The sequence below is a fragment of the Sporichthyaceae bacterium genome (assembly GCA_036493475.1).
GTDB lineage: Bacteria > Actinomycetota > Actinomycetes > Sporichthyales > Sporichthyaceae > DASQPJ01.
Window position 1 is genome coordinate 1 of sequence record DASXPS010000069.1, and the last position, 16,689, is coordinate 16,689.

Here is a 16,689-nt window from a genome sequence, read left to right on the forward strand (position 1 = left end):
GGCTTGGGCATGTCCTTGGCCTGCGCCATCGACGGCATCGCCATCGAGGCCACCATCATCACCGATGCGACGATCACCGTCTTACGCATGGCTCCCCCTGCACATCACCGGCCGACCGCTCCAGTCGGGCTACCTGCCACCCTCGCGCGGTGCAGGCGGAATCGGTGGGCCATGGCGTGGGTCTGACCGGGGGGAGAAGGGGATTTTGCCGGAGAGTATGAGGAATGCACAGTTCGTCGCCGCGCTGTCCGGTAGCGACCTGATCCACGATCAGGTCCGGTACGGCGACAAGGTGGATCAACGTGCCGAGATCGTCGCGCCACCCACCGGCACCGGCCACCCGTTGGTGATCGTGGTGCACGGCGGCTTCTGGCGCGCCATGTACGACCGCGGGCACACCGCCGGCCAATGCATCGGTCTGGCCCGGGCCGGCTACGTCGCCGCGGCGCTGGAGTACCGCCGGGTGGGCAACGGCGGCGGCTGGCCGACGACCTTCGCCGACGTCGCCGCGGGCATCGACGCGCTGCCCGGCCTGCTCGGTGCGCTCGTCGACCCCGACCGAGTGCTGCTGATGGGGCACTCCGCGGGCGGCCACCTGGTGCTGTGGGCCGCGGGCCGGCACCGGCTGCCCGCCGACGCCCCCGGCCATCGCGCCACCCCGTCCCGGCTGCGCGGCGTGGTGGCCCTCGGCGCGGTGGCCGACCTGCACTGGGCGCAGGAGCACCGCGCGGGCAACAGCGCCGCACTGGACCTGATGGGCGCGGGCCCGGACTCCCCCGACGGCCGGTGGAACGCCGCCGACCCGGCCCGGCTGGTGCCCACCGGCATTTCCACCGTGCTGCTGCACGGCCAGCACGACGACGCGGTGCCCATCGGCTGCGCCAACTCCTACATGCAGGCGGCCCTGGCCGCCGGCGATCCGTGCCGGCTGAAGTTCCTGCCCGGTGTGGGCCACTTCGAGTTTCTCGACCCCCGTTCGGTGGCCTGGGCGCAGGTAATGACGGCCCTGGACGGACTCGTCGGCGCGGGCACGTAGACTGCAAAACGTGCCAGGAGGCGACGGCAAGCTCTCCCACGACCTGCTGCCCGGCGAGAAGGGGCCGCAGGACTCCTGCGGAGTATTCGGCGTCTGGGCGCCGGGTGAGGACGTCGCCAAACTCACCTACTTCGGCCTGTACGCGCTGCAGCACCGCGGCCAGGAGTCCGCGGGCATCGCCGTCGGCAACGGCCGGTCCGTCGTGGTCTACAAGGACATGGGCCTGGTCCCGCAGGTCTTCGACGAGTCCACGCTGAACTCGCTGCGCGGGCACGTCGCGATTGGCCACACCCGTTACTCCACCACCGGTGGTTCCCGGTGGGAGAACGCCCAGCCGACGTTTCGCTCCACCCCGACCGGCTCGGCGGCGCTGGCGCACAACGGCAACCTGACCAACACCGGCGAGCTGGCCAAGATGGCGGAGAACGCTTGCAACCTGGACCGGGAGCGGCTGCGCCGGCAGGGCGGCGCGGCGCCCACCACGGACACCGATTTGGTCACCGAACTGCTCGCCACGCACCCCAGCCGTTCGCTGGAGGCGGCGGCGATGGACCTGCTGCCGCAGCTGCGCGGGGCGTACTGCTTCGTGTTCATGGACGAGTCCACCCTCTACGCCGCCCGCGACCCGCAGGGCATCCGTCCGCTGGTGCTGGGCAAGCTCGACCGCGGCTGGGTGATCGCCTCGGAGAGCGCCGCGCTGGACATTGTCGGCGCCGCCCGGGTGCGCGAGATCGAGCCCGGTGAGCTGATCGCGATCGACGAGGCCGGGCTGCGCTCGCAGCGCTTCGCCGAGCCCGCGCCCAAGGGCTGCGTGTTCGAGTACGTGTACCTGGCCCGTCCGGACACCGAGATCTCCGGGCGCAACGTGCATGCCGCGCGCGCCGAGATGGGCCGCCAACTCGCCCGCGAGGCCCCGGTCGAGGCGGATCTGGTGATCGCCACCCCGGAGTCCGGCACCCCGGCCGCGATCGGCTACGCCCAGCAGTCCGGCATCCCGTACGCGCAGGGCCTGGTCAAGAACTCCTACGTCGGGCGCACCTTCATCCAGCCCTCGCAGACCATCCGCCAGCTGGGCATCCGGCTGAAGCTGAACCCGCTGCGCGAGGTGATCGAGGGCAAGCGGCTGATTGTCGTCGACGACTCCATCGTGCGTGGCAACACCCAGCGGGCACTGGTACGCATGCTGCGCGAGGCCGGGGCCCGCGAGGTGCACATCCGCATCTCCTCCCCGCCGGTGATGTGGCCCTGCTTCTACGGCATCGACTTCGCCACCCGCGCCGAACTGATCGCGGCCGGGCTGTCGGTGGACGAGATCCGGGCCTCGGTGGGCGCGGACTCGCTCGCCTACATCTCGCTGGACGGCCTGATCGAGGCGACCACGGTGCCGCCGGACAAGCTCTGCACGGCCTGCTTCACCGGGCAGTACCCGATCGACCTGCCCGACCCGGAGCTGCTGGGCAAGCACGTGCTCGAGGTCGGTCCATCCATCCAACTGCCGACCCACGAAGTGCCCACCACCTCCGTTGCGTCCGACGAAGCGAGCGCTATAGGCCACCGTTCGTCGGACGCTACGGCCTCGCGCCCGGCCACCACGTGACCGACGGCGTCACCTACGCCGCGGCCGGCGTGGACATCGACGCGGGCGACCGGGCCGTCCAATTGATGAAGGCCTCCATCGCCCGGGCCGGTCGCCCCGAGGTGTTCGGTGGCATCGGCGGGTTCGCCGGGCTGTTCCGCGCCGACGCCCTGAAGCACATGACCGCCCCGCTGCTGGCCACCGCCACCGACGGGGTCGGTACCAAGGTCGCCGTCGCGCAACGGATGGACGTGCACGACACCGTCGGCATCGACCTGGTCGCGATGGTGATGGACGACCTGGTGGTGTGCGGGGCCGAGCCGCTGTTCATGACCGACTACATCGCCTGCGGCAAGGTGGTGCCGGAGCGGATCGCGGCGATCGTGGCCGGGATCGCCGAGGGCTGCCGGCGGGCCGGCTGCGCGCTGGTCGGCGGGGAGACCGCGGAACACCCCGGGCTGCTCGATCCCGACGAGTACGACATCGCCGGCGCCGGCACCGGCGTGGTCGACGAACCCGACCTGATCGGCGCACACCGGGTGCGGGCCGGCGACGTGGTGCTCGCCATGGCAGCCTCCGGACTGCACTCCAACGGCTACTCCCTGGCCCGGCACGTGTTCTTCGCCCACGCCGGCTGGGACGTGCACCGCCAGGTGCCGGAGCTGGGCCGCACCCTCGGTGAGGAACTGCTCGAGCCGACCCGCATCTACTCGCTGGACTGCCTGGCCCTGCTCCGCGACGCCCCGCACCTGGACGTGCACGCCCTGTGCCACGTCACCGGCGGCGGGCTGGCCGCCAACCTGGAGCGCGTCCTGCCCGCCGAGGTCGACGCCGCCCTGTCCCGCACCAGTTGGACGCCGCCCCCGGTCTTTACCCTGATCGGCGAGCTCGGCAGCGTGGCCCTCCCCGAACTGGAGCGCACCCTCAACATGGGCGTCGGCATGGTCGCCGTCGTCGCCCCCACCGACGTCGACGCCGCCATCGCGCGCCTCACCGACCGCGGCCTGCCCACCTGGGTCCTCGGCGACATCACCGTGGGCACGGGCCGCGCCACCCTCCAGTAGCGGAGGTCATCCGCTACGGACTGGTAGGCGCCCGCTTTGACCCGATTTGCCGGGCCGCAGCGGATGACATCCGCAGCGCGCAGAGGCACGGTCAGCCGGAGCGGCGCTCGTCGGCCAGGTCGTCCTCGTCGCCCTCGGCGTACTTCGCGTAGGGGTCGTCCTCGTCCGGCTCGTCATCCTCGACGACGTCTGACGGCGAGTCGCCGCCCACCAGCTCGGCCCGCAGGCGGTCCAGGTCCGTCCCGCCGGAGCTGTATTTCAGCTCGCGGGCGACCTTCGTCTGCTTGGCCTTGGCTCGGCCGCGCCCCATGGCTCGACCCCCTCCGACGACAGATCGGCGTTCAAAAGCGCCGCCCGGCGAAGCGTTCCGCCTGGGGCCGGGCGCTGCTGGGGCCTACGGTACCTGAGCGAAGCGGTTGGCGACATGTCGGACCCGCCAACGCCGCCATCTCGGCCCGCCGCCCGCCCTCACAAATGCGCAAGGACCTCCCGGACCTCCACCGTGCGCACCGTGACGCCCTCGACGGCGCCCACCGGCTCGCCAACCTTGAACTGCGCCGCGACACCGCGCGCCGCGGCCTCGTCGTCAAACACCACGACCGAGAGACCGCGCCCGTTCTGTGGCGCCAACCAGTAGCCGTCCTTGGCCCCAGCGGCGCGAACCTGCGGCACCACGGTCTCCGGGATTGCTTTCCGGGCCTGTTCCGTGTGGGACTCGTCGGCGTCGACCTCAACGAATAACGCGTACATGTGCCCTCCTCGGGGTGGGCCCTCTGCGTCCGTGTCCGTCAGTCAACGCCCCACCGGGGGAGAGCCACAAGGCCCTTCCCCGGCGAGGCGGACAGTGGGTATCGCGGTTACCGCACGACGTGGATCGTGACGCGGAAGGAACCCTGGTCCCCGGTGCAGCGCATCGCTTCGCCGCACGTGGTGCGGCCGGCCACGAGCCGAGCTGTTCCGCGGTGGTCGGCGATGAAGGTGCGGGTGACCGTGCCACAGCCGGCACCGGGAATGCACCCGGCCCCCATCTGTCCCGCAGTCTTCTGCGGGCCCCTCGCCTTCAGCGCGTGGCCGTGGGCGCGCTCGATGGACCAGTAGGTGTTGTGCAGCACGACACGGATCCGGTCCCCCTTGTGCACCGTGATGGTGGCGTGGTTGTCGTGCTCGTTCACGGTCACGGTGCGGTGCTGCTCGGCGGCGGATGCGGGTGCCGCCATTGACAGCATGCCGGCAACGGCGGCAACGGCAGCGGCCGGCGCGAAAAACTTCATGGAACCTCTCCTCGATGCGGACGGTGGGATCAGCGGGCCGGACCTGGTCCCCCCGGGTCTGGCCGTTCCCTGTAGAAGCGAGGACGCGGAAGGCCGCCATTTCGTTCACCGGTCAGGACGGCGCACCTCCGCGCATCCGGTTCCGCCGTGTCGGTCAACACAACCGGGGAGTTGTTCGAGGGCCAGATGCGTCGCCCGAGCACCCGGCAATCGCAAGCAGCGGGCACGCCGCCAGGGCGGTGGAAGCAGGGACGCGGGCGCGCGACATCGTCACGACGGCACGTCGCCCCGCACCCACACCCCCTCGAACATGGGGAAGGGGACCGTCCCGACCGCTGTTGGCGTCGCGTCGGGTTTTCCGGGGTCAACCAGCACCAACTGGGTCTCGTCCGAGGCAGTGAGGCGTTCCCCCAGCAGCCGGGTGCCGTCAGGGCTCCAGCAGACGACCATCACGCCCGGCACCCGGGCGGTCTTGCCGGTCACGAGATTCACCAGGATCAGGCCGTTAGGCACGGACTTGACGCCGGACACCGTGGTGAGCGCCGCGTAGTCGCGGCCCACGCGGTCCGCGTCGACCTGAACGTTCAACGGGAAGTGCGCCAACTCGCGCTTGCCGTCCCGAACGACCACCTGCTTGTTCCCGCCCTCTCCCGCTCGGGTGAGCACGAACCGACCACCCGGCGCGGGAACCGGCCGCTCGTCCTTCGAGGCGTTGAACAGCTGCGCGCTCGCCTCCGTGGCGAAATCCCAGACGAAGTACCCGTACTCACCGGTGGCGGCGTCGCCTTCCGCGTTGCGGTAGTACAGGCGGCCGTCGCGAAGCGAGGGCGAGGGCCCGCGCACCTGTCCGAGGCCGGGGATCGGCGCCAACTCCCCGGCCCCCGTCACCTCGGACAGCTCGTCGATCTGGCCGTCCCGCGTCGCCGCCACCAGGTGCTGGCCATCGGCGCCGAAGGTCTCGATCCGCTTGTTCGTGGTGATCGGGTCAATCCGCAACGGGTTGAACCGGATGCCGTACGGCTCCGAATCCCCCGACTGCTTCTGAGCGCTGCCCATCATGAACAGGTCGTAGGTCGCAAGGTCGCGCCCGGTGGCTGTTGGAGTGGGCGTGGCGGCGGCCTGCGAACCCACACCCGAGCAGCCCGCCGTGATCAGCAGCGAACCCGTCCCAAGGGCCGCGACCGCACCAGCGCGCACACGCTTGACGGACATCGACATGGCGTTACCCGGCCTGGTCCACCGCGGGCGCGCCTCGCACCCAGCTGGCCCCGAAGAGCACCAGGCCGGGGATGTCATGCAGCTCGGTAGGTGCGTCCGGGTGCGAGGGGTCGAGCAAGACCAGTTGCGTTTTCTTGGCATCCCCCGACCGCCTCGCGAGGAGACGCAACCCATCGGGACTCCAGCACAGGATCTGGTAACCCGCCACGCGCTTCACATTGCCGGTGCTCGGGTCGAGCAGCACGAACCCGTCGACGTCTTCCTTGCCGCTGACGGTCTCCAAGGTGTTCACGGCGATGAGATCCCGGCCCACGAAGCTGTTGCCCGCGTCTGTCTTCAGATCGAACCGTGTGAGCTTGCCCGTCTTGCTGCGGATCACGGTCTCGCTGTGACCGGGCTTGCCGGGCCCACCGAGCACCAGGCGACCGCCCGCGGCGGGGAGGCCGGGACCCAGGTCAGCCTTGGAGCTGAAGAGGAGGGTCTTTGTGCGCTTCGCGAGGTTCCACGCGAAGTACCGGTTCTCGCCGGCGCTTTCGTCGCCCTGGGCGTCGTCGTAATACATGACGCCGTCCAGCAACGCCGGAGAGTAAGCATGCGGACGGCCGAGCCCCGGGATCGGGAGCACCTCTCCGGACCCGGTGAGCTGCCCAAGCTTGTCGATGTCTTCGTCCCCGGCGGCCACCATGACGCGCGCGCCATCCGCGGCCAGCCAGGAGATGCGCTTGTCGGTGGTGATCCGGTCGACCGTGAACGGGTTGAACCGGATCCCGTAGACATCCTGAAACAGCGGGTTGTTCTCCGCGTTGCCCTGCACGTACACGTCGTAGCTGGACAGGTCGCGGGCGGCCGGCGTCGCGGTAGCACCGGCAGTGGCGGCACCGGAGGCCACAGCCGCAACGTCCGAGCCGCCGCCACAACCGGCCGGAAGCATCAGCGCGCACGCCGCGATAACGGCGCCTGCACGGGCGCGGGCTCGCTTCGCAGTCATCGGCATGGGTGAACTCTGTCAGCGCACATCGTTGAACGTACTCACCCGGAAGCCGCCACTTGCGGCAGCCGCAGCTTGCGCCGGGTCGTTGAACTCCCACAAGCCCTGGACAACAGTGCCGTGAAAGTCCTTGCTACCGCTCCCCAGCCACTTGTGGCACCGGTGCCAGGCATCGAAGCAACTGTCCTGCCACCAGGCGTTGACCGCGTTTCGCGCGTAATGATCCACCGGCGACCCGACGGGGGTGCTGATCGAACCCATCAGCTTGCTCGCCGGGGTCTGCGAAATTCCGCCGCCGATCTCGACACCCTTGTACTCGGCCTTGAATTCCATGTTCATGGTGTAGTTCGCCGGGGTCGCGCCGGTCTGCCACGCCTGCCCGATCTTGTAAGTCGAGTTGGCGTCCGGGTAGGTGATACCGAGCCCGACCTTGCGCGTTCGGCCCTTGCTCGGATCCGAACCACCAACGCCGCAGATCTCGAACTGCGTGGACCTCACTCGCGAGTTCGCGAAAACCTGGCGGGCGTTGACCTGCCGGTAGACGAAGAACAGCCCCTGGACGCGACCCTTGTCGTTGTCCTGGAAGATCTCGACCGGCTTGAACGCGGTGAAGTCCTTATTGCCGGTCGTCTTCGGCAGGCAGGAGTAGTCACCGAGCTGCGGGGTGCTGTCCGGGTCCGCGACGCGTAGCGCGACCGCGCTCGGCGAGGTCAGCCCGCGGCCGAGCGCGTCGACGGTGCGGGTGACCGAGCCCAGATCGACCAGGAACGCCCGGTCGCCGACGATGCGCAACGTCCCCGTGTTCACCGACTGGTTGAAGATGTCGGCCAGGCCTTCGTCCTTCTTCTCGCTGTGCGCGGATGCGGCGGGCGCCAGTGCCACCCCGGCCGCCAGGGCGGCGGCGACGACGGTGAGGCGGGTCGCGGTCCGAGCGAGCTTCGCCATTGAGAGGTCCTCCCCTGTCGGCACTAATCGGGCAAATGCACCCGAACACGGCCTTAGAGGTCCCCGGGAATGATCCGGTTCCACGTTCGGATGATCTTTTCCTCCGCCGTTCGGAGGACCCCGTCGCGTCCGCCCCCACCCCCTGCACGGCTGGCAATGCAGGTTGCGCCCCGTGAGGCGATCTCGGCGCTACCTGAGTCCCTCGTGGCGCAACTCGCATCGTGAACCGCGGGCGGCCGACCGCTACGGCAGCCAGACGCTGCGCAACCGCCCGACCTCGGCCATCCGGCGCTCCGCCAGACGGTCCGCGGCCACCGCCGGCGGCACGCCCTCGGCATCCGCAATCGCGAAGACCCGCTTCGTGGTCTGGTAGATCGCCCCCGCCCGCACCTTGGCGCGCTCGAAGTCGAAGCCGCCGCGGCCGTGCCCGGCGAACTCGTCGGCCACCTGGATCACCCCGCCCGCGTTCACCAGGTAGTCCGGCGCGTACAGGATCCCGCGGTCGGCCAGCAGCTTTTCGATGCCGGGGTGTGCGAGCTGGTTGTTCGCGCCGCCGCAGACGATCCGCGCAGACAGGGCGTTCACGCTGGCGTCGTCCAACGCCCCGCCCAACGCGCACGGGGAGTAGATGTCCAGGTCCTCGCCGAGCAGCGACTCGTTGTCCGCGATCACCCGGGTCTGCGGGTGGCGCTGCTGCACCGCGGCCAGCGCGGCGCCGGAGATGTCGGTGATCAACACCTCGGCGCCCTCGGCCTCCAGATACTGCACCAGGTTGTGCCCGACCTTGCCCGCGCCGGCGATGCCCACCCGACGCCCCGCGAGCAGCGGCGAACCCCAGGCGTGCTCGGCACTAGCCCGCATGCCCTGGTACAGCCCGTAGGCAGTGAGCAGCGAGGAATCACCCGCGCCGCCGTACTCCGGCGAGCGCCCGGTGACGAACGGACACTCCCGTGCGACCACGTCCATGTCCACCGGGTACGTGCCCACGTCGCAGGCGGCGAGATAACGCCCGTTCAGCGACCCGACGAACCGGCCGTAGGCGCGCAGCAGCGCCTCGGTCTTCACCGTCGCCGGATCCCCGATGATCACCGCCTTGCCGCCGCCGTGGTCAAGCCCGGCCAGCGCGTTCTTGTAGGCCATGGCCTTGGCCAGGTTGAGCACGTCGGCCAGGGCCGCGGCGGTGCTCGGGTAGGGGAAGCACCGGGTGCCGCCCAACGACGGGCCGAGCGCGGTGGAGTAAATCGCGATGATCGCCTGCAGACCGGACTCGGCGTCCTGACAGAACACCACCTGCTCGTGCGGGGCAGCCCGGCTGAACAGCATGTCGCCATCGGTCATCGCACGCCTCCGCGGTCGAGCGTACGCACTGCATGGCACGATCCGGGACGTGCCGCCGATCCTGCCGTTCACCGCTGTGCTGCGGGTCTACGAACCCGTCGAGGTGCTCGGAGTGGACTGGGCGCCCTGGGCGAGCCGACCGGAATCCGACCCGGCGGTGGGGCCGGCGCTGGAGCGGGAGGCTTCGCTACGCCGCGCGCTAACCGTGCCCGCGGCTATTGGACCCGGCGCTGAAGGCGGCGAGGTACTACTGCTTACTCGCGACGGCCGGCAATTCGGCTGCCCCTGGTTCACCCGTTTGCGTTGCTGGCTGAGCCTCGAGGAGGCGCGCGACGGGTTTCCCGACATTGTCCTTGACGCCTTCTGGCCGCAGGCCGTCGTGGAGGCCGCGGAGCGGGAATTCAGCGACTGGCGGGCCATTAATCCGAATGTGACCGCGCACATTCGGAGTAATCCGTGGCAGGTACCGCTCTCCTGGTTCGTTGTGTTCGCGGCGACCGACAAACAGCTGACCACCACCGGAGTGCGCGCGCTGCGCTACCACGCGCCGATGGTCGAGGCGCGCCGCCGGCTGGCGCGCAACCTGGACGTGCTGCGCCGCACCGTGGAGCACAACCCGATCACCCAAGGGGTCATTGACCTGGGCAAATGGCTCGAACGCTTCCATCCGGAGGCGGTCTGCGAGCTGGACTACGGCGGTCTGGTCATGCTCGTCGACGACGCCGAACTGGCCGCGGACACCTCCGCCGGCGATGTGCAGGACGCCCTGCAGGCACTCGCCGATGGGGACGGAGAGAGCGCTGTCGAGAGATACCGCCGTTTGGTCGATCGTTGGCGGCGTTACGCCGAATATGGCCATTTTAGTTGACCAGACCTATACCAACCGTATCCTTTTCACAGACACGATCACCGCGGTTGGATCCTCCTCCGGATCGGGCGCAAGGAACGTGTTCCAGGAAAACGACCGAGGCCATCACCCGTTCGGCTGATGGGCCGGCCAGCCGGACGTCCATCTCGAAATGATCCGCTCGGACCATTTCGGACATCTGACTCCTGAGGCACCATCTTTGTTACGAGACGACACAAGGTCGCTCGACTAGGAGGCCCGCCAAGATGAACGCGCACACGCCCGACACCGAGGCTCTGCTCACCCCTGCCGAGGTTGCCACGATGTTCCGTGTCGACCCCAAGACCGTCACTCGGTGGGCGAAGGCCGGCAAGCTCACCTCGATCCGTACCCTCGGTGGCCACCGCCGCTACCGGGAGTCCGAGGTGCGTCAGCTGCTCGCGGGGTCGATCCCGCAGCAGGCCGCTCGTTACGAGAACTGAATTCCCGACGCCGACCGGTCCGACCCGCCGTCGGACCACCGGTAACCAGGTGCCGCCCGCCGCGGTGACCTGATCGGGAGCAAGCAGCGCTATCGATCACGTGCTGCATCGAGCACGTGAGACATCACGGCGCGGTCCCGGGACTCATTTCTGCCCACAGAGGTGAGTGACCGGGTCCGCGCCGTCTGCTGTTTGGCGGGTGACCCGGCGTCAGCCGGTGGTGGACGCGGCCGGGGCGTTGGGGATGCAGGCGAGTTCCACGCCCGGCGGGGGCTTCGGGGCGTCGTACACCGACTCGAACTTGGACCCGATCACGAAGTCCACATCCGCGCCGTTGCGCCCGTCGAACACCGGGTTCATGCCGCCCTGCCAGGGACGCAGCGCGTCCAGCTGGGCCTTGCCGTCATCGCCGTAGCGGATCTCGCCGGTGCCGCGGATCTTGCGGCGCAGCGGGTCATTGGCGATCTGACCGATGGTGAACCCGCGCTGACGCAGCTCGTCGGCCACCTGCTCGGCGAAACCGGCCTTCAGCGTGCCGTTGTAGACGTTCACCTTGGTGTGTTGCACCGGCGGCGGGACGTAGGTCTCCAGAGTGCAGCCGGCGCTCGGCGTGGACTTGGAGTTGATGCCGAACGCCCACGCACCGCAGCCGATGGCGACCACGACGACACCCACGACGGTCACGGCCTTGATCCGCTTGCGGCGGTCGACCGGACGGAACCGCGGGACGTCGCTCCGGCCCGGCGGGCGCATCAGACTCACGGCACCTCCCCCAACTCCACAACCCGACCAGGGTAGGAGAGAGCGGGGCCGTGCGCGGGGAGCAGCGCGGAATCGTGATCGAATCCCAAGGCGAGGTTCAGTCCTCGCCCAGCTCCAGAATCCGGGCGTGCACGACCGTGCGCTGGCGTAACGCCGCCCGCACCGCCCGGTGCAGGCCGTCCTCCAGGTACAGGTCGCCGTGCCACTCCACCACGTGGGCGAACAGGTCGCCGTAGAACGTGGAGTCCTCGGACAGCAGCGTGGACAGGTCCAGCTGGCTCTTGGTGGTGATCAGCTGGTCCAGCCGCACCGCGCGCGGTGGCACCACCGACCAGGCGCGCTGCGAGGTGCTGTGTTCCGGGTACGGCCGACCTTCACCGACGCGCTTGAAAATCACGGTGTTGGACTCTACCGGCGCTCCATGTGCACGCCCGCGGGCGTATCGAGTCGTGCCAGCGCCGCCTCGGCGACCGCGGCCAGCGCGTCGACCTGATCTGGCGTCAGCGCATCCAGGAACAACTCCCGCACGGCCGCTACGTGCGCCGGCGCCGCCGCCTCGATGGCCCGCCGGCCGGCCGCGGTCACCTCCACGACCTGGCCGCGGCCGTCCTCCGTGCAACCGTCCCGGCTGATCAGCCCCCGCTTCTCCATCCGGGCCAGGTGATGGGACAGCCGGCTTTTCTCCCACTGCAGCACCTCGGCCAATTCGAAGGCGCGCACCCGGGCGCTGCACTCATCGGTGAGGGCGACCAGCACCGCGAAGTCCGGCATGGACAGCTCGGAGTCCGCGGTCATCCGCCGGGACAGTTCCGCGTTGAGCTGGGTCCACATGGTGATCAGCCCACGCCACGCGCGCTGCTCACGCTCGTCCAACCACCGGGGCTCGGCCATGGGAACAAGTGTGCCACGGTTGTGGTTGACATGTCATCCACCTAGTAATATGGTTGACGCATCAACCACTACCTGAGGAGCCCGCAATGACCGTCACCGCCGCCGACACCCTGACCGGCACCTGGACCGTCGACGCCGCGCACAGCCGGGTCGGCTTCACCGCCCGCCACGCGATGGTCACCAAGGTGCGCGGCTCGTTCACCGACTTCGCCGCCACCGCACAGCTCAACGTGGAGAACCCCGCCGACTCGCACATCGACGTGACCATCGAGGTGGCCAGCGTCAACACCGGCAACGACCAACGCGACGGACACCTGCGCACCAACGACTTCTTCGACGCCGAGACCTACCCGCAGATCCGCTTCGTGTCCACCAACGTCGAGCGGCTGGACCCGGAGAACTACCGGCTGACCGGCGACCTCACCATCAAGGGCATCACCAAGCCGGTCGCCGTCGACTTCGAGTTCAGCGGCGTGGCCACCGACCCGTACGGCAACCAGCGCGCGGGCTTCGAGGGCAAGGCCACCATCAACCGCAAGGACTGGGGCGTCAGCTTCAACGCCGCACTGGAGACCGGTGGCGTGCTGGTTTCGGAGAAGATCGGCCTGGAGTTCGACATCTCCGCCATCCGCGGCTGACCCCGATAGAGTGGCCGCGCCGGTTGCGTCCTTCCGCAGCCGGGCGGCGGTGGGGCCCGCCGTAACCAACCGCGGACACCGCGCCGCCAACGGTCCCTACTCGTGACGATGCCTCGCGCGCCGAGGCCCACGTGTAGGAGGACGCCGTGGTCGAGCAGCCCCGCCACCCGATCGATCCGCAGCACCCGGTTGATCCCGACACCGGCCCCTCGCCGCGCTCCGCGGCCCAGGGGCCGGTCGTGCTTGCGGTGTCCGTCGGCGGGGTGATCGGCGCGCTGGCCCGCTACGGGGCGGGCCGCGCCTGGCATGACGGGCCTGCGCAGTTCCCGTGGACGACGTTGGGCATCAACGTGCTCGGCTGCGTGCTGATCGGCGTGCTGATGGTGCTGGTCACCGAGCGCGCTGCGGTGCATGACCTGTGGCGGCCGCTGCTCGGCACCGGTGTGCTCGGCGGGTTCACCACGTTCTCCACCTACACCGTCGACCTGCAGCGAGCCCTCGCCGCGGACCGCTGGGGGCAGGCGGTCGGATACGGCACGCTCACCGTGGCCGGCGCACTGGCCGGGGTGGCCGCGGCCACGACGTGCACCCGACTGTTGGGGGTGCGCGCGTGACCGGCGTGCTGGTCGCGTTGGGCGCCGCCCTCGGTGCGCCCGCCCGCTATCTCACCGATCGTGCGGTGCAGGCCCGATGGCGCAGCGCGTTCCCGTTCGGCACGTTCCTGGTGAACGTCATCGGCAGCTTCATCCTCGGCGCGGTGGCCGGTTCGGCCGCGCATGGGGGCGCGTCGCCGCACGCCGGGGCGGTTATTGGGACGGGATTCTGTGGGGCGTTGACCACGTACTCGACGTTTTCCTACGAGACCCTGCGTTTGGTCGAGGGACGCCGCGCGGCACTGGCCGCGCTGAATGTGGTCGGGTCAATTGCCGCCGGGCTGGGCATGGCCGCCGCGGGCGTCCAATTCGGGGCTCACATATTGTCCTGAGCCGTTACCCGGGTGGTTCAAAGGTAAAATCGCAAGAATGTGTACCCACCGGTGCCCGGGAGGTTTCATCCTCGGGTGGCACCGGGTACAGAATCCGCCGTGGGATCCACCGGTAACACCCAATAGCCGCGGCACGCTGCCTGACCGTGAACGCGGCTTTCCGCGGGCGCGCCCTCGTCGACTCCGAGGGCGCGCTCGCGGATTGGTGACCGAAACCGCTCAGATCGGCAGGTTGGACAGCAGGCCGGAGAGCAAACCGTCGACGATGTGGGTGACGGGGGAGAGCAGGCCGCCGACAGCGGCCAGCAGGAAGGCGACGAGGGTCGTAAGCATTGTGACTCCTTATGAATGTTAGTTTTGACATTGCACTGGATATTTCGAGGAGACGACCGCTCGCCTATCCCCGGATCACGGGAAATGGAGTCACGGTCGGAATTTTGGGCGGCCGCCCCGTTTTTAGAACCGAGATCCGGCCTTTGCCGGACGAGAAGAAGAATCTCTGGGAAGACGCTGGGTCCAGTAGTGCCGAATGTCATGAATTGACAGGTCTTCCCAAGGTTGACCCAGCATTCTTTTACGGCGCGCGTTCGATTGACTGCACTACGTAGTCGAATTCGTTCTGAGTACCGCTGGGCCGATACCTATTCGCGCTTCAATGGCGTCTTTTATGGCCGCGCGTACCATCCGGAGCAGAGGTGATCGCGATGCCCCCGGAGTTGCTGGCCCCCGGAACCGTGCTCTGGGAGCTCACCGGGCAGCGCCTTTACCTGGGCACCACCGGCAGCGCCTTCGTCCTGCAGGTGATGCACCCGGCGATCGGGACCGTGGTCGCGCAACGCTCGACCTACCGCAGCGATCCGTGGGGCCGCGCCGAACGCAGCTTCGCCTCCGTCCAGACGTGGGTGTACGGGGGGCAGGCCGCGATCGAGGAGGGCCAGCGGCTACGGACGATGCACAAGGACCTGTCCGCCACCGACGAGACCGGTCGCCGGCATCGCGCGTTGACCCCGCAGCCGTGGGCCTGGGTGCCGCTGACCGCCTTCCACGCGGTGAGCATGTACTCCCGCTACTTCCTGCCCCGCCCGCTCACCGAGGAGCAGCTGGAGGCGGCCTACCGAGAGATCCTGCAGATGTGCCGGATCCTGCAGGTCCGCGAGGACCTGCTGCCACCCACTCGGGACGCGTTCTGGGCCTACTACGACGACATGATCGCCAACACCCTGGAGAACCACCCGACGGCCCACGACGTGCTGGCGCTGGCCGCCCGCACCCCGGCGCCCCCGGTACTGCCCGCCCCGCTGCGCCGGCTCTGGTTCCCGGCCGGCGTGGCGCACGGTGAGTTCAATCGCCTGGTGATGGCCGGGACCTTGCCACCCGCCGCCCGGGACAAGCTCGGCCTGACCTGGTCCCGGTATGACGAGGCCCGGCTGCGCGCCGTGGGGGCCATGGCCGGGCGAGCAAACGCGGCCCTGCCCGAGCGGGTCAAGTACCTGCCGATCGCGTTCGAGGCCCGGCGCGCGGCGCGCGCGGCGCAGCGACTGGACGACATCCTGGCCGAGCGCCCGATGTAGCCGGCGCCGAGCCCGCGCCAGACGTGCTGGACGAACTCAGCTCCGCACCCGGTCCCGGCACGTGTACACGGTCATCTCGGCACCGCGCAGGAATCCGACCAGGGTGATGCCGGCGTCCTCGGCGAGTTCGGCGGCGAGAGTGGACGGTGCGGAGATCGCCGCAACCAACGGCACACCGGCCATCGCTGCCTTCTGAATCAGTTCGAAGGAGGCCCGCCCGGACAGCAGCAGCACCGACCCGGCGGCCGGGATGCGGCGGTTCAACAGCGCCCAACCCATCACCTTGTCGACGGCGTTGTGCCGTCCGACGTCCTCACGGATCACCTGCAGCTCGCCGGACGCGTCGAACAGCCCGGCTGCGTGCAGACCGCCGGTGGCCTGGAAGATTCGCTGCTCCGCCCGCAACCGATCGGGCAGCGCCCGCAGCACCTCGACGTCGACGACGACCGGGTCGTCACCGGGCGGGAACGCGGTCCGGGTCCGTACCGCCTCCAGCGACGCCTTGCCGCAGACCCCACACGAGGAGGTCGTGTAGAAGTTGCGCTCGACCAGCGGGCCCGGCACCGGCACGCCGTCGGCCAGCGTGACGTCGAGGACGTTGTAGGTGTTCAGGCCGTCGTCGTCGACGCCGTCGCAGTAGCGGGCGGTCCGCACGTCGTCGATCTTCGTGATGACGCCCTCGGTGAGCAGGAAGCCGTGCGCGAACTCGATGTCGGCCCCGGGCGTGCGCATCGTGACGGCCAACGGGCGACCGTCGACCCGTAACTCCATCGGCTCCTCGGTCGCGAGGGAGTCCACCCGGTCGGTCGCGCCCGCGGGCGTCAGGCGAGTGACCGGGCGCCGACCGGTGAGCCCGCCCATCAGGCCCCGATAAGCGCGACCGCGGCTGCGACCAGCGGGTCGTCGACCTCGCCGGCGGCCTGCCCGGCGAGCAGCGCCGTACGCATCCGCGGGTCCCAGAACATGCGGATGTGGTTCGCGATGGCCTCGGCGGCCGTGTCCTGCGGCTTGTGCCGGAACTGGTCGGCGATCTCGCCGGCAAGGCGCACTTCGGGCCGGATGTCTCCCTGGCTCACA

Annotated in this window: 22 protein-coding genes; 10 read left to right on the top strand and 12 right to left on the bottom strand. The window is 69.5% G+C overall.

Annotated elements, in window-relative coordinates:
* From VGJ14_07495 to purM, 4 genes are all read left to right on the top strand, one after another.
* The coding region (locus tag VGJ14_07495; GenBank protein HEY2832250.1) for a hypothetical protein at positions 1-186 on the top strand (186 nt) is incomplete at its 5' end.
* 31 nt (positions 187-217) lie between these two features.
* Positions 218-1,036, top strand: coding sequence for a prolyl oligopeptidase family serine peptidase (locus VGJ14_07500; protein ID HEY2832251.1), 819 nt, complete (start codon positions 218-220; stop codon positions 1,034-1,036).
* A gap of 10 nt (positions 1,037-1,046) precedes the next feature.
* Positions 1,047-2,633: an amidophosphoribosyltransferase gene (gene purF / locus VGJ14_07505; protein HEY2832252.1), complete on the top strand. Its 1,587-nt coding sequence runs from the start codon at positions 1,047-1,049 to the stop codon at positions 2,631-2,633.
* The gene (purM, locus tag VGJ14_07510) at positions 2,630-3,676 is read left to right on the top strand and encodes a phosphoribosylformylglycinamidine cyclo-ligase (GenBank protein HEY2832253.1); all 1,047 of its coding nucleotides are present in this window, start codon (positions 2,630-2,632) and stop codon (positions 3,674-3,676) included. The genes purF and purM overlap by 4 nt, the downstream gene beginning before the upstream one ends.
* A gap of 91 nt (positions 3,677-3,767) precedes the next feature.
* Here the strand turns inward: purM and VGJ14_07515 are convergent, their stop codons facing one another.
* The 7 genes from VGJ14_07515 to VGJ14_07545 all read right to left on the bottom strand — a co-directional run bounded on the left by VGJ14_07515 (position 3,768) and on the right by VGJ14_07545 (position 9,436).
* A complete protein-coding gene (locus VGJ14_07515) occupies positions 3,768-3,986 on the bottom strand; it encodes a DUF3073 domain-containing protein (protein ID HEY2832254.1) in 219 nt (72 codons plus the stop codon).
* 158 nt (positions 3,987-4,144) lie between these two features.
* The gene (locus VGJ14_07520; protein HEY2832255.1) at positions 4,145-4,426 is read right to left on the bottom strand and encodes a hypothetical protein; all 282 of its coding nucleotides are present in this window, start codon (positions 4,424-4,426) and stop codon (positions 4,145-4,147) included.
* Positions 4,427-4,533: 107 nt separating this feature from the next.
* On the bottom strand, positions 4,534-4,947 hold the full coding sequence (locus VGJ14_07525; protein HEY2832256.1) for a hypothetical protein: 414 nt from the start codon (positions 4,945-4,947) through the stop codon (positions 4,534-4,536).
* A gap of 270 nt (positions 4,948-5,217) precedes the next feature.
* Positions 5,218-6,159, bottom strand: a complete 942-nt coding sequence (locus tag VGJ14_07530) for a hypothetical protein (protein ID HEY2832257.1) — start codon at positions 6,157-6,159, stop codon at positions 5,218-5,220.
* A 10-nt stretch (positions 6,160-6,169) separates the two neighbouring features.
* Positions 6,170-7,159, bottom strand: a complete 990-nt coding sequence (locus VGJ14_07535; protein ID HEY2832258.1) for a hypothetical protein — start codon at positions 7,157-7,159, stop codon at positions 6,170-6,172.
* Positions 7,160-7,171: 12 nt separating this feature from the next.
* Positions 7,172-8,098 carry a hypothetical protein gene (locus VGJ14_07540; GenBank protein ID HEY2832259.1) on the bottom strand — a complete coding sequence of 309 codons (927 nt, stop codon included), beginning with the start codon at positions 8,096-8,098 and terminating at the stop codon, positions 7,172-7,174.
* Between the two features lie 243 nt (positions 8,099-8,341).
* Complete coding sequence (locus VGJ14_07545) at positions 8,342-9,436, bottom strand: Glu/Leu/Phe/Val dehydrogenase dimerization domain-containing protein (GenBank protein HEY2832260.1); 1,095 nt, start codon at positions 9,434-9,436, stop codon at positions 8,342-8,344.
* A 49-nt stretch (positions 9,437-9,485) separates the two neighbouring features.
* Here VGJ14_07545 and VGJ14_07550 point away from each other — a divergent pair, with 49 nt between their 5' ends.
* On the top strand, positions 9,486-10,304 hold the full coding sequence (locus VGJ14_07550) for a hypothetical protein (GenBank protein HEY2832261.1): 819 nt from the start codon (positions 9,486-9,488) through the stop codon (positions 10,302-10,304).
* Between the two features lie 245 nt (positions 10,305-10,549).
* On the top strand, positions 10,550-10,765 hold the full coding sequence (bldC, locus tag VGJ14_07555; protein ID HEY2832262.1) for a developmental transcriptional regulator BldC: 216 nt from the start codon (positions 10,550-10,552) through the stop codon (positions 10,763-10,765).
* A gap of 210 nt (positions 10,766-10,975) precedes the next feature.
* Here bldC and VGJ14_07560 read toward each other — a convergent pair whose 3' ends face one another.
* The 3 genes from VGJ14_07560 to VGJ14_07570 all read right to left on the bottom strand — a co-directional run bounded on the left by VGJ14_07560 (position 10,976) and on the right by VGJ14_07570 (position 12,418).
* Positions 10,976-11,518 (bottom strand): LytR C-terminal domain-containing protein, encoded by a 543-nt coding sequence (locus VGJ14_07560; protein HEY2832263.1) that lies wholly within the window; start codon positions 11,516-11,518, stop codon positions 10,976-10,978.
* Between the two features lie 106 nt (positions 11,519-11,624).
* Positions 11,625-11,924: a type II toxin-antitoxin system VapB family antitoxin gene (locus VGJ14_07565; protein HEY2832264.1), complete on the bottom strand. Its 300-nt coding sequence runs from the start codon at positions 11,922-11,924 to the stop codon at positions 11,625-11,627.
* An 11-nt stretch (positions 11,925-11,935) separates the two neighbouring features.
* A complete protein-coding gene (locus VGJ14_07570; protein HEY2832265.1) occupies positions 11,936-12,418 on the bottom strand; it encodes a MarR family winged helix-turn-helix transcriptional regulator in 483 nt (160 codons plus the stop codon).
* Between the two features lie 86 nt (positions 12,419-12,504).
* Between VGJ14_07570 and VGJ14_07575 the strand changes: the two genes are divergently transcribed.
* The 4 genes from VGJ14_07575 (at position 12,505) to VGJ14_07590 (ending at position 15,612) form a co-directional block, all read left to right on the top strand.
* Positions 12,505-13,056, top strand: a complete 552-nt coding sequence (locus tag VGJ14_07575) for a YceI family protein (protein HEY2832266.1) — start codon at positions 12,505-12,507, stop codon at positions 13,054-13,056.
* A gap of 146 nt (positions 13,057-13,202) precedes the next feature.
* Positions 13,203-13,670, top strand: a complete 468-nt coding sequence (crcB, locus tag VGJ14_07580; GenBank protein ID HEY2832267.1) for a fluoride efflux transporter CrcB — start codon at positions 13,203-13,205, stop codon at positions 13,668-13,670.
* Positions 13,667-14,041: a fluoride efflux transporter CrcB gene (gene crcB, locus VGJ14_07585; protein HEY2832268.1), complete on the top strand. Its 375-nt coding sequence runs from the start codon at positions 13,667-13,669 to the stop codon at positions 14,039-14,041. Before crcB (VGJ14_07580) ends, crcB (VGJ14_07585) begins: the two co-directional genes overlap by 4 nt.
* A gap of 704 nt (positions 14,042-14,745) precedes the next feature.
* A complete protein-coding gene (locus VGJ14_07590) occupies positions 14,746-15,612 on the top strand; it encodes an oxygenase MpaB family protein (protein ID HEY2832269.1) in 867 nt (288 codons plus the stop codon).
* Between the two features lie 36 nt (positions 15,613-15,648).
* Here the strand turns inward: VGJ14_07590 and fdhD are convergent, their stop codons facing one another.
* Together fdhD and VGJ14_07600 are read right to left on the bottom strand one after the other, a co-directional pair.
* Positions 15,649-16,473 carry a formate dehydrogenase accessory sulfurtransferase FdhD gene (fdhD, locus tag VGJ14_07595; GenBank protein HEY2832270.1) on the bottom strand — a complete coding sequence of 275 codons (825 nt, stop codon included), beginning with the start codon at positions 16,471-16,473 and terminating at the stop codon, positions 15,649-15,651.
* Positions 16,473-16,688 carry a formate dehydrogenase subunit delta gene (locus VGJ14_07600; protein HEY2832271.1) on the bottom strand — a complete coding sequence of 72 codons (216 nt, stop codon included), beginning with the start codon at positions 16,686-16,688 and terminating at the stop codon, positions 16,473-16,475. The genes fdhD and VGJ14_07600 overlap by 1 nt, the downstream gene beginning before the upstream one ends.
* Position 16,689 lies beyond the last annotated feature (1 nt).